This is a genomic window from Kribbella swartbergensis (genome assembly GCF_054784135.1).
In genome coordinates, this window is record NZ_BAAGPM010000027.1 from 41,372 (window position 1) to 53,657 (window position 12,286).

General features: G+C 69.9%; 8 protein-coding genes. 1 reads left to right on the top strand and 7 read right to left on the bottom strand.

What is annotated here, in order from left to right; all coding sequences use genetic code 11:
* Positions 1–21: 21 nt before the first annotated feature.
* The 7 genes from ACYVOK_RS26270 to ACYVOK_RS26300 all read right to left on the bottom strand — a co-directional run bounded on the left by ACYVOK_RS26270 (position 22) and on the right by ACYVOK_RS26300 (position 7,935).
* Positions 22–1,134, bottom strand: coding sequence for a DUF917 domain-containing protein (locus tag ACYVOK_RS26270; RefSeq protein WP_460665213.1), 1,113 nt, complete (start codon positions 1,132–1,134; stop codon positions 22–24).
* Between the two features lie 22 nt (positions 1,135–1,156).
* On the bottom strand, positions 1,157–2,233 hold the full coding sequence (locus ACYVOK_RS26275; protein ID WP_460665214.1) for a DUF917 domain-containing protein: 1,077 nt from the start codon (positions 2,231–2,233) through the stop codon (positions 1,157–1,159).
* Positions 2,230–3,786, bottom strand: a complete 1,557-nt coding sequence (locus ACYVOK_RS26280) for a hydantoinase/oxoprolinase N-terminal domain-containing protein (RefSeq protein WP_460665215.1) — start codon at positions 3,784–3,786, stop codon at positions 2,230–2,232. Before ACYVOK_RS26280 ends, ACYVOK_RS26275 begins: the two co-directional genes overlap by 4 nt.
* A gap of 65 nt (positions 3,787–3,851) precedes the next feature.
* On the bottom strand, positions 3,852–5,195 hold the full coding sequence (locus tag ACYVOK_RS26285; RefSeq protein WP_460665216.1) for a purine-cytosine permease family protein: 1,344 nt from the start codon (positions 5,193–5,195) through the stop codon (positions 3,852–3,854).
* Positions 5,196–5,308: 113 nt separating this feature from the next.
* Positions 5,309–6,889 (bottom strand): ABC-F family ATP-binding cassette domain-containing protein, encoded by a 1,581-nt coding sequence (locus tag ACYVOK_RS26290; RefSeq protein WP_460665217.1) that lies wholly within the window; start codon positions 6,887–6,889, stop codon positions 5,309–5,311.
* Between the two features lie 149 nt (positions 6,890–7,038).
* Positions 7,039–7,248 (bottom strand): DUF6343 family protein, encoded by a 210-nt coding sequence (locus tag ACYVOK_RS26295; RefSeq protein ID WP_460665218.1) that lies wholly within the window; start codon positions 7,246–7,248, stop codon positions 7,039–7,041.
* A gap of 15 nt (positions 7,249–7,263) precedes the next feature.
* Positions 7,264–7,935 (bottom strand): FadR/GntR family transcriptional regulator, encoded by a 672-nt coding sequence (locus ACYVOK_RS26300; RefSeq protein ID WP_460665219.1) that lies wholly within the window; start codon positions 7,933–7,935, stop codon positions 7,264–7,266.
* Between the two features lie 423 nt (positions 7,936–8,358).
* On the opposite strand from ACYVOK_RS26300, the gene ACYVOK_RS26305 reads away from it, so the two are divergent.
* Positions 8,359–12,285 carry a multifunctional oxoglutarate decarboxylase/oxoglutarate dehydrogenase thiamine pyrophosphate-binding subunit/dihydrolipoyllysine-residue succinyltransferase subunit gene (locus ACYVOK_RS26305; RefSeq protein ID WP_460665220.1) on the top strand — a complete coding sequence of 1,309 codons (3,927 nt, stop codon included), beginning with the start codon at positions 8,359–8,361 and terminating at the stop codon, positions 12,283–12,285.
* The last annotated feature ends 1 nt before the right edge of the window (position 12,286 follow it).

A 12,286-nucleotide genomic window follows, 5' to 3' on the forward strand; every position in this document is an offset into this window, starting at 1 on the left:
GGGTCCGGGTGGAACCGGGGCTCAGGGGGTGGTGACGAGGTCGGTACGGCGTTCGACCGGAGTGAACTCCACGTCGAGGCCGAAGCAGGACGGACCGAAGACCGCGAGCGCCTCGGGGGTGCGCATCAGCGAAGGGGTCGAGATGCCGACCACGGTGACGCGCTGGCCGTAACGGAGTCCCTCCGTGGTGATCGGTTCGGCGGTGTCCGCCTCCAGTACACAGATCAGGTCCGGGACGACGCAGACCACCGAGCCGTCGACCTCCGCGACCAGGTTCTCGTTCTGGAACCGAAGCTCCAGAGAGGACGTGTCGTCGTAGCCGGTGAACCGGGCCCGGCCGCGGGCGAAGCCGTCCACGGTACGGCGCTCGACGTCGACCACTTTGCCGCGGAACAACACCCGCAGGTGGTTGTAGAGCGTCGGAGCCAACGCCGTCCGGATCGCCTCGATCGGATCGCGGTGCGACTCGCGGGCCAGCCGGACCGCGCGGCCGAGCGACAGCCCGAGGGACAGCGTCCGCGGTACGGCGGTGCGCTTCACCTGGGCGCCCGTCATCGAGTACTCCGCGATGTGCGCGACCCCGCCCAGCCGGATGGTGATGCCACGGGCCAGCCACTCCATCTGCCGGTTGTCCGTGCCGGTGTCGATGACCACGGTCTCGTCGTGCTCGCCCGCGATCGCCATCGGCGACCCCGGCACGCCGTACACGGAGAACGTCTCCATCTGGAGCTCCGGGAAGGCCCGGCCCATGCCGTCGGCGTCGACCACCGGGAGCCCCGTGCGCGCGGCGACCAGCAGCGGGATCATCGAGTTGATCCCGCCGCACTCGATCGGCATGGTCGCGTCGGCGGTGCGGCCGAGGTGACGCTCGAGGGCACGCAGCGCGCCGACCGGCTCGCTGCCGCGCGGGATCTTCTCCACGATCACCGTCGGCGCACCCATCTGGGCGGTCGGGACGACGAACGCGTCGTCGTCGAGCTCGTCGGGGTCCAGAACCGTCACCGGCCCGTGGTCGCCGATCGCCTGCTCCACCAGCAACCGGCCGATCAGTGGATCGCCGCCACCGCCGGTCCCCAGGATCGCCGCCCCACGGGCGAGATCCCGCAGCTGCCCGATCCCCAGTTCCCAGCTCATCGCCAATTCTCGTTTCGCTCGGTCATACCGTCTCCACAGCGCGAATCGGATCGAGGTCGTAGCCGAAGTAGCGCGGTCCGACCAGCTCGATACCTGCCGGCGAATGCCACCGCTCGTCGCACGGCGCGGTCAGCACACTCACGCGCTGCCCGTACCGCAAGGCCTCCGTGGTGATCGGCTCGCCCGTCTCGGTGTCCAGCACGATGATCAGATCGGGTGTGGTCGCGATCGCCGCACCGTCGATCTCGGCCACGAGGTGCTCGTTCTGGAAGCGCAGCACCAGCAGCCGACCGAGCGACCCGTCCAGTCCGTCGACGGTCGCGTCGCCGCGCGCGAAGCCCGTCGTCGTACGGCGCTGCACGTCGACCACCTTGCCGACGTGCAGCAGCCGTCCACCGAGCCGGTCCACCACCGCGGCCACCGGATCACTGTGTTCGCCCCGGGCGCGCTCGATGGCGTGGCCGATGGCGAGGCACTGGCTGAGCGTCCCCGGCACGAACGATCCACGCACCTCGGCGCCTGTCATCGCGTACAGGGACACGATCGCCGAACACCCCATGTCCACGGTCGCGGACCGTGCCAGGCGCTCCGCCCACGCGTTGGAGACCGTGTCGAAGACGCCTCGGTTGCCCTTCTCGTCGACGATCGACATCGGCGTCGCCGGGATCCCGTTCAGGGTCGGCAACACCATCTGCAACTCGGGGAACGCCCGGCCCATCCCGTCACCGTCGACCAGGGGCAGACCGAGTTGAGCCGCCGCGATCACCGGGACCGTGGAGTTGACCCCGCCGGCCTCGATACAGGCGATGTGGGTCGGCGTCCTGCCGACGTACCTGGCCAGCGTCCGGACCGCGATCGCGATCTGGTCCGCGGACGGCAGCTTCTCCACCATCACGGTCGGCGCGCCCATCATGGCCACCGGCAACACGCACGCGTCGTCCGGTAACTCGTCGACACCGACGATCTCGACGGCTCCGTGCTCGCGCAGCGCCTGCTCGGCCAGCAGCCGGCCGATGTGCGGGTCACCGCCGCCCCCGGTCCCGAGTACGGCGGCACCGCGCGCGAGCGCCGGCAGATCACCAGAGGTCAGCGTGGTCATGACTGCCCCAGCCGCAGGTCGCCGACCGCCTTGCAGCGGATCCGGGTGGCGTTGCCGGGCAGGTACGGGATCGGCACCTCGTCGAAATCGACGATCCGGACCCGCGCCGGATCGGCGCCGGCCGCGACCGCCCGGTCCACGGCCTCCTGACGGGCCTCGTCGACGACCGCGTCCCGGCGGCCGGGATCGATCGCGTACACCCGGTCCACCTCGCCGCCGACCTGCGCGATCGCCGCACCGATCGCGTTCGCGACCGCGAAGTGGTCCGGCCGGTGCACCGCCAGGCTGCCCGGCAGATCGTCCGGCAGCAGGATCGACCCGCCGCCGACCGCCACCACCGGCAGCGGGTCCGGCGACGTGCGCATCCGCTCGACCGCGTCCGCGATGTCCGTGGCGACTCGCGCCAGCGCCTCCTTCACCAGCCGCGGATCGAGGCCGGCCACCGCGGCAGAGTCCCCGACCTCCGCGCGGCCGGCCGCGACCGCGATGTCGGTCGCGGTCAGCGTCGTACCGCCGAACACCAGAGCCTCCTCGGTCAGCCGGTAGCCGACCGAACGAGGACCGACCGTCACCAGATCGTTGTCCTCGGCCACCAAACTGCCGCCGCCGATGCCGATGCTCAGCACGTCGGGCATCCGGAAGTTGGTGCGTACGCCGGCCACGTCCACCTCGGTGGTCGCCTCCCGCGGGAAGCCGTGGGTGAGTACGCCGACGTCACTCGTCGTACCGCCGACGTCGACGACCGCGCAGGTGTCCAGGCCGGACAGCAGCGCCGCGCCGCGCATCGAGTTCGTCGGCCCGGACGCGAACGTGGCGACCGGGTAGCGGCGGGCGAAGTCGACGTCCATCAGGGTGCCGTCGTTCTGGCTCAGGTAGAGCGGTGCCGCGATGCCGTGGCCGGCGACCGCGCCGGCGAGACCGTCGACGATGCTCGCGGCGAGCTCCCGGAGCGCCGCGTTGACGATCGTCGCGTTCTCCCGCTCCAGCAGGCCGATCCGGCCGATCTCGTGCGACAGCGAGATCGCCACGTCGTCGCCGAGCTCGGACCGCAGGATCTCCGCGGCGCGCACCTCGAACTCGTTGCTGACCGGCGAGAACACCGACGAGATCGCCACCGACCGGACGCCGTGGGCGACCATGTCCGCGCCGTGCCGGCGCAGCTCGTCCTCGTCCAGCTCGGCGATGTGCCGGCCGTCGAACTCGTGCCCGCCGTGGGCCAGGTAGCTGCGCCCGCTGATCGCGTCGACCAGCCGCTGCGGCCAGTCCACCAGCGGCGGCAGCGACGCGGTCGCGGGCAGGCCGAGCCGCAGTGCCGCGGTCGGCGCGAGCCGGCGGGCCTCGACCAGCGCGTTGATGAAGTGCGTGGTACCGATCATCACCGCCTGCACCTGGCCGGGATCGAACGCCCGCTCGGCCTGCAACCGGTCGAGCGTGTCGATGATGCCCGCGGTCACGTCCTCGCTGGTGGCCGACTTGTTCGCGGCCAGCACGGTGTTGCCCTCGAGCAGCACGGCGTCGGTGTTGGTGCCACCGACATCGATGCCGATACGCATGCGGATTCCTCCTGGGTTCGGGTCCGGCGGCCGGCCCCAAGGCCCGGCCGCCGGACCACGGGTGGCTAGCTGGTGGCCGGGACGGCGGTTTCGGCCTGCTCGCTGTCCATGGTGCGACTCGTACCGACGCCGCGGACCAGGCCGAGCTTGCCGGCGACGACGTACCCGACGAAGCCGACGACGAGCGAGTTGATGCTGGGCAGGCCCCATTCGACGTACTTGCCGATCAGGGCGGCACCGATCCAGATCACGATCGTGGCCGGTACCCAGGTCGGCGCGGTCGCCGGCAGCGTGCCGTGCTCGCGGGACCGATCCAGCTCCGGCCGCCAGCGCTTCACCACGAAGTACTCCGCGACCATGATCCCGGCGATCGGCGGGAACGCGACGCCGAGCAGGATCAGGAACTCGGTGAACCTGTCCAGGATGCCGCCGGCCGCGAGCACACTGCCGAGGACGCCGACCACCAGCGTGACCACGGCCCGGTTGACGTGCCGGCCGAAGACGGTGCCGATGAAGTTCACCACGCCCAGGCCGGAGCTGTAGAGGTTCCAGTCGTTGATCTTCAGCGTGCCGAGGATGATCACCAGGGTGCCGACCCAGCCGACCGACGAGGTGACGATGGTGATCACGTCGGCCGAGCCGATGGCGTGCGCGAGCAGGACACCGGACAGGCCGATCACGTACTCGCCGAGGGTGATCCCGAGCACCGTCTGCTTCACCACGTCGCCGATCCCGCGGTTGTACCGGGTCATGTCCGGAGTGATCACCGCGCCGACGATGAAGCCGCCGGCGACGAGCGTCGTACCCTCGAGCAGGCTGAGCTGCGGGCCGGGCGGCGCGGCACTGGCCAGCGCACCGATGCTGTGGTCGGTCAGCTCACTGATGATCGACCAGCCGACCAGGATCAGGAAGGCCGGCACGGTCAGGTAGGCGACCCAGGCCATCGAGTGGAACCCGCGCAGGACGACGAGAGTCACGGCGAGGCCGAAGGCCAGCGACCAGCCCCAGGTCGGGAGTACGCCGATCAGCGAGCTCAGGCCGGCCGCGGACACCGCGGACTGGATTCCGAACCAGCCGATCAGGCTGATCCCGATCGCGAGCCCGATCAGCGAGGAGCCGGCCTGGCCGAACCCGGCCCAGCGCGCGACCACCGAGGTCTGCAAACCCTCCCTGGCGCCGATGACGCCGATCAGGATCGCGACCAGTTCGAGGATCACCGCGCCGAGCGTGAGCGCCCAGAACGCCGACCAGAAGTTCATCCCGAACCCGAGCGTCGCCCCGAGCAGGAACTGGCTGAGCGCGGAGATCTGCCCGAACCGTTGGGTCGCGACGGACCACAAGGAGTAACGGGCACTCGCCGGGACCCGGGCGAGCGCGTAGTCGTCGGTACCGACCTGTGGAGCGGCCATGGGAACCTCCAGGACTGGGGATTCCATCGAAAGTACGGCGACGCGCGCCCCACCTCACCGTCCAGTGTGCACAGTCAGGTCGACCGCACTGTGCACCTGGCCCAGTTGACTTCCTACAGCGGCTCGATGTCGGTGAGGGTTTCCGGGGTCAGCTCGAGCCAGCGGGTGATGCCGATGTCGCGGAGGAACGGTACGTCGTGGCTGGCGATCATCAGCGCACCTTCGTACGACGCCAACGCGTCCCGCAACTGGGCGACGCTGGCCAGATCCAGGTTGTTCGTCGGCTCGTCGAGCATCAGCAACTGCGGCGGCGGCTCGGCCAGCAGCAGTGCCGCCAGCGTCGCCCGGAACCGCTCACCGCCGGACAACGTGCTGACCAGCTGATCGGCGGACCGCCCGCGGAACAGGAAGCGCGCCAGCCGCGACCGGCGTTCCTGGTTCTCCGTACTCGGCGCGAGCAACGCCAGGTTGTCGACGATCGACAGGTCGTCCCGCAGCAGGTCCAGCCGCTGCGGCAGGTACCGGAACGGCACCAACGGCAGTTCCCCGGCCACGATCGACTGCAGCAACGTCGTCTTGCCCGCGCCGTTCGGCCCGGTGAGCGCGATCCGTTCCGGCCCGCGGATCTCCAGGTCGACCTGTGCACCGGTGCGCAGTACGTGATCCTCGAGCCGCAGCACGATCCGCCCCGCCGGTACGGCGGTCTTCGGCAGGTCGACGCGGATCGTGTCGTCGTCGTGGACCAGCGCCTCCGCCTCGGCGAGCGCCTCCTGCGCCGACTCGAGCCGCTCGGTCTGCATGCCGAGGTGCTTGCCGGCCGACACCTGCGCCGATCGCTTGAGCCCGCCGGCGACGATCTTCGGGATGCCGCCCTGCTCGAAGGCCTTCTGGCCCCGCGCCCGGCGCTGGTCCATCTTCATCCGCGCTTCGATCAGGTCGCGCTTCTGCTTCCGGACGTCGGCCTCGGCCGACCGCATCGCCCGCTCGGCCGCCTCCTGCTCGATCGCGATCGCCTCCTCGTACGCCGTCAGGTTGCCGCCGTACCAGGTGATGTCGCCCTTGCGCAGGTCGCCGATCTGGTCGACGCGGTCGAGCAACTCCCGGTCGTGGCTGACGATCAGCAGCGCCCCGCGGAACTGGTCGACGGCGTCGTACAGCTTCCGCCGGGCCCGCAGGTCGAGGTTGTTGGTCGGCTCGTCGAGCAGCAGGACGTCGGGACGCCGCAGCAACTCGGCGGCCAGGCCGAGCAGGATCGTCTCGCCGCCGGACAGCTCACCGACGTTGCGGTCGAGCCCGATGGCGCCGAGGCCGAGCTTGCCGAGCATCGCCTCGGCCCGCTCCTCGACGTCCCACTCGTCACCGACGACGGCGAAGTTCCGCTCCGACGCGTCACCGGACTCGATCGCGGTGATGGCGCGGCGGATGCCGTCGATGCCGAGCGCCTGGTCGACGCGCAGCGTGGTGTCGAGGGTCAGGTCCTGCGGCAGGTACCCGAGCTCACCGCTGACGCGGATCGTGCCGCGCTGCGGGGTGAGCCGGCCCGCGATCAGTTTGAGCAGTGTCGATTTGCCGGTGCCGTTGCGGCCGACCAGTCCGGACCGCACCGGTCCGGCGACGAAAGTGAGGCCGTCGAACAGCACGTCGCCGTCGGGCCAGGCGAAGAAGAGGTCCGTACAGGACAGGGAACGACTCATACGCGTGTACTCCAGGAAGAGGTCTCGGACGAGACCGCGCACCGCGACGGGTGGCGATCACCGGCTGAAGGAAGACCTCGGAGTTACAACGCGGACCCCTGACGTCGGGAATGGGACGCGACCAAGATTACGGGGACCGGTTGGGCACTTCAACCATTTATCCGGTACTTGCGCCAGGCAACGATCACCAGGTCGACCACGGCGACGACCGCGAGTACGACGCAGGCGATCACCCATCCGGACGGGACGTCGTACGCCGCGAACAGAAAGGCGGCCGTGACCCACAGGGCCACACCGAAGACCGACAGCACCAGCCGCAGGGTCAACGCGCTGCGCGGCGGCGGCGGTTCGAACGCCATACCCGGCCGGTACCCCTACGGCGCCTTGCGTAGCCAGGTTTCCACGCCGGCGATATGAGCCGTCATCCAGGCCCGGGCCGCCTCCGCGTCGCCGATCTCGATCGCGTCCAGGATCGCGGCGTGCTCGGACAGCGTCCGCTCGACCGCGCCGGCCTGGGTGACGCCGCGCCAGATCCGGGCCCGCTGGGTCGCGCCGGAGATCCCGTCCAGCAGCGAGCAGACCACCTGGTTCCCGGTCGCCTCGGCGATCCCGCGGTGGAACTTCAGGTCGTTGGCGACCAGTTCCTCCACCGGCGCGTCGGGGGTCAGGTCACTGCACAGCAGCCGCAGGTCGGTCACCTGCTGCTTGGTGATCCGTACGGCGGCCAATGCGGCCACGCCGGGCTCGAGCAGGCGGCGTACCTCGAAGAACTGCAGCACCGAGTCGTCGCGGTGCAGGTCGACCATGAAGTTCAGCGCGTCGAGGAGGTGCGCCGAGTCGAGGCTGGTGACGTAGGTGCCGTCGCCGTGCCGGACGTCGAGCACGTTCACCAGCGTCAGCGCCTTGACCGCCTCCCGCAGCGAGTTCCGCGACAGGCCGAGCCGCGCCGCGAGGTCCGCCTCCTTCGGCAGCCGATCTCCCGGCCCGAGTTCCCCCGAGGTGATCATCTCCTTGATCTTGACGATCGCCTCATCCGTCAACGCCATCTGGTCAGTATGCCGCCGTACGACCCGGTCGGTACTGCGTCCGGTCGCAGAGGTGAGCCCAGTTGAGGGGAACTGGACTGATCCAGAGCGTGAGGTTCACCACATTTTCGTGCGATCCTGATCGCTACCCGCTGCAAGTGATCAGTTGCATACAGTGGGCAGTCACGCTCAAACGGCGGTGCCGGAGGCGTCGGCGGGTGGTCCGGAATCCCACCTCTGCAAGGCGTCCCGGACCGGATCCCGCCGTCGGCCGGTCGACTCACATCCGGCCCGGTGGCCTGTGAGCTGAAACACCGGCCCGCACAGTGTTTCAGGGCTCGGACGATCGAGTCGCCGAGGCCCGACCACTCGATGCACTGGTCCGGTGGTCCCGGACTGTGGAAGTGGTCCGGGTGCTATTAGCCTTGCCCTGGGGACGCCCCCATGACATCAGCATCAACCACCGCGGTACCGGACCGATCGGAAGAGGCGAACTGCCAAGTGGCCACCGAGCCATCAGACACAAATCCACTAGCAGCCTTCGGTGCGAACGAATGGCTGGTCGACGAGCTCTACGAGAAATACCTGCAGGACCCGAAGTCGGTGGATCCGGCGTGGTTGGCCATTTTCGAGAGCGACAGCTTCAAGGATCACAAGCCAGGTGACGCGAAGCCGGTGACGACCGCCCCGGCCGACGCTCCCCGGTCCGACAGCGCCCCCCGGCCCGACGCCGTCTCGGACAACAAGACTCCCGAGGCGCAGAGCCGCGGCACCGCTGCGTCCGCGCCCGCCTCGAGTCAGCCCGCCGCGGCCGCGGCCGCCGCCGCTCCCGCAGCCGCTGCGCCGGCGCCGGCAGCCGCGACACCGCCGGCCGCCGCACAGTCCGCCGTACCGGCGAACCAACCCGCAGCGAAGGCGGCGCCTGCTCAGAGCGCGGCCCCGACCGGAGGCACGGTGAACCAGCCCCCCAGCGCCCAGCCGAAGCCCGCCCCCGCGACCAGCGCGGACGCGGACCGGCAGATCCTGCGCGGCGCCCCCGCGCGGACGGCGCAGAACATGGAGACCAGCCTCACGGTCCCGACCGCGACCAGCGTGCGGCAGGTCCCGGTCAAGCTGCTGATCGACAACCGCATCGTCATCAACAACCACCTGAAGCGCGCCCGCGGCGGCAAGGTCTCGTTCACCCACCTGGTCGGCTGGGCGCTGGTGAAGGCGCTCAAGACGATGCCGGAGATGAACGCGTCGTACGACGAGACCGACGGCAAGCCGACCCTGGTCCAGCCGGCCCACATCAACCTCGGCCTGGCCATCGACATGCAGAAGCCGGACGGCACCCGGCAGCTGCTGGTGCCGTCGATCAAGGCCGCCGAGACGATGACGTTCGCCGAGTTCTGGATGGCCTACGAGGACATCGTCCGCCGGGCCCGGGACAACAAGCTGGCGCTGCCGGACTTCCAGGGCACCACGATCAGCCTGACCAACCCCGGCACCATCGGCACCCAGCACTCGGTGCCGCGGCTGATGAAGGGCCAGGGCTGCATCATCGGCGTCGGCGCGATGGAGTACCCGCCGGAGTACCAGGGCGCGGCCGAGGAGACGATGGCCAAGCTCGCGGTCAGCAAGGTGATGACGCTGACCTCGACGTACGACCACCGGATCATCCAGGGCGCCCAGTCGGGTGAGTTTCTGCGCCGGCTGCACAAGCTGCTGCTCGGCGAGGAGGGCTTCTACGACGAGATCTTCCAGTCGCTGCGGATCCCGTACGAGCCGATCCGCTGGGCCGCCGACCTCCCGCACAGCCACGAGGAGGACATCAGCAAGCAGGCCCGGATCCTCGAGCTGATCCACGCCTACCGGGTGCGCGGCCACATCATGGCCGACACCGACCCGCTGGAGTACAAGCAGCGCAGCCACCCCGACCTGGACGTGGCCACGCACGGCCTGACCCTGTGGGACCTGGACCGCGAGTTCGCCACCGGGTCCTTCGGCCAGGCCACCGACCGCAAGTTCATGAAGCTGCGGGAGATCCTCGGCATCCTGCGCGACTCGTACTGCCGGACCACCGGTATCGAGTACATGCACATCCAGGACCCCGAGCAGCGCAAGTGGATCCAGGAGCGGGTCGAGCGGCCGCACACCAAGCCGCCGCGCGAGGAGCAGCTGCGGATCCTGGCCAAGCTGAACGAGGCCGAGGCGTTCGAGACCTTCCTGCAGACCAAGTACGTCGGCCAGAAGCGGTTCTCGCTGGAGGGCGGCGAGACCACCATCCCGCTGCTCGACGAGCTGTGCGAGGAGGCGGCCGGGGCCGGCCTGGACGAGGTCGTCATCGGCATGGCGCACCGCGGCCGGCTGAACGTGCTGGCCAACATCGTCGGCAAGTCGTACGGCCAGATCTTCCGCGAGTTCGACGGCAACATCGACCCGCGGACCGTGCAAGGCTCCGGCGACGTCAAGTACCACCTGGGCGCCGAGGGCGAGTTCGTCTCCGAGTTCGGCGACCGGATCAAGGTGTCGGTGGCGGCGAACCCGTCCCACCTGGAGACCGTCGACCCGGTGCTCGAGGGCATCGTCCGGGCGAAGCAGGACATCCTCGACCGCGGCGCCGAGTTCCCGGTGCTGCCGGTGCTGGTGCACGGTGACGCGGCCTTCGCCGGCCAGGGCGTGGTGGCGGAGACGCTGAACCTGTCCCAGCTGCGCGGCTACCGCACCGGCGGCACGATCCACGTGATCGTCAACAACCAGGTCGGTTTCACCACCTCCCCGGCCTCGTCCCGGTCGTCGATGTACTGCACCGACGTGGCCCGGATGGTGCAGGCGCCGATCTTTCACGTGAACGGCGACGACCCCGAGGCCTGCGTCCGGGTCGCCGACCTGGCCTTCGAGTACCGCCAGGCGTTCAACAAGGACGTCGTCATCGACCTGGTCTGCTACCGCCGCCGCGGTCACAACGAGGGTGACGACCCGAGCTTCACCCAGCCGCTGATGTACGACCTGATCGAGCAGAAGCGGTCCGTCCGCAAGCTCTACACCGAGGCCCTGATCGGCCGCGGCGACATCACGGTCGAAGAGGCCGAGCAGGCGATGCGGGACTTCCAGCAGCGGCTGGAGCGGGTCTTCACCGAGGTCCGCGAGGCGAAGAGCCAGCCGGACACCCCGGCGCCGTACGTGACGGTCCCGCAGTACCCGGACAAGCCGGAAGGCCCGGACGCCACCGCGACCACGCCCGAGGTGCTGAAGAAGATCGCCGACGCGTACACCACGCTGCCGGAGGGCTTCACCGTGCACCCGAAGGTGCTGCCGCAGCTGCAGCGCCGGGCGACCGCGATCACCCAGGGCCCGATCGACTGGGCCAGCGCGGAGATCACCGCGTTCGGCTCGCTGCTGCTGGCCGGGCGCCCGGTCCGGCTCGCCGGTCAGGACAGCCGGCGGGGCACGTTCGTGCAGCGGTTCGCCGCGATCATCGACCGGGTCAACGGCCAGGACTGGGTGCCGCTGCAGCACCTGGACGAGAACCAGGCGAACTTCCACGTCTACGACTCGCTGCTGAGCGAGTACGCCGCGCTCGGCTTCGAGTACGGCTACTCCGTGGCCCGGCCGGACGCGCTGGTGCTGTGGGAGGCTCAGTTCGGCGACTTCGTCAACGGCGCCCAGTCGATCATCGACGAGTACGTCTCGTCCGGTGAGGCGAAGTGGGGCCAGAAGTCCGGTGTCGTGCTGCTGCTGCCGCACGGCTACGAGGGCCAGGGCCCGGACCACTCCTCGGCCCGGATCGAGCGGTTCCTGCAGCTGTGCGCCGAGAACGCGATGACGGTGGCCCAGCCGTCGACGCCGGCGTCGTACTTCCACCTGCTCCGCCGGCACACGCTGGGCGAGGAGCACAACCCGATGATCGTCTTCACGCCGAAGCAGCTGCTGCGGCGCAAGGAGGCGGTGTCGCAGCCGGAGGAGCTGACCCACGGCGCCTTCCGGCCGGTGCTCGGCGACGCCGAGGCCGAGCAGGCCGCGGCCGGTGTCGAGCGGGTCATCCTGGCGTCGGGCCGGATCGTGTACGACCTGCTGGCCGAGCGCAGGAAGGTGGAGCCGGACAAGCTCAGCACCGCGATCATCCGGGTCGAGCAGCTCTACCCGCTGCCCGCCGAGGAGATCGTCGCCGAGCTGGCGAAGTACCCGAACGCGACCGAGATCCGCTGGGTCCAGGACGAGCCCGCGAACCAGGGCCCTTGGCCGTTCATGGCGCTGAACCTGACCGAGCACCTCGGCGGCAAGCCGTTCTTCCGGGTCTCCCGCCCGGCCATGTCGGCGCCGTCGGTCGGCTCGATGGGGGTGCACCAGGCCGAGCAGGCCACGCTGCTGAAGCAGGCGTTCAGCTGAC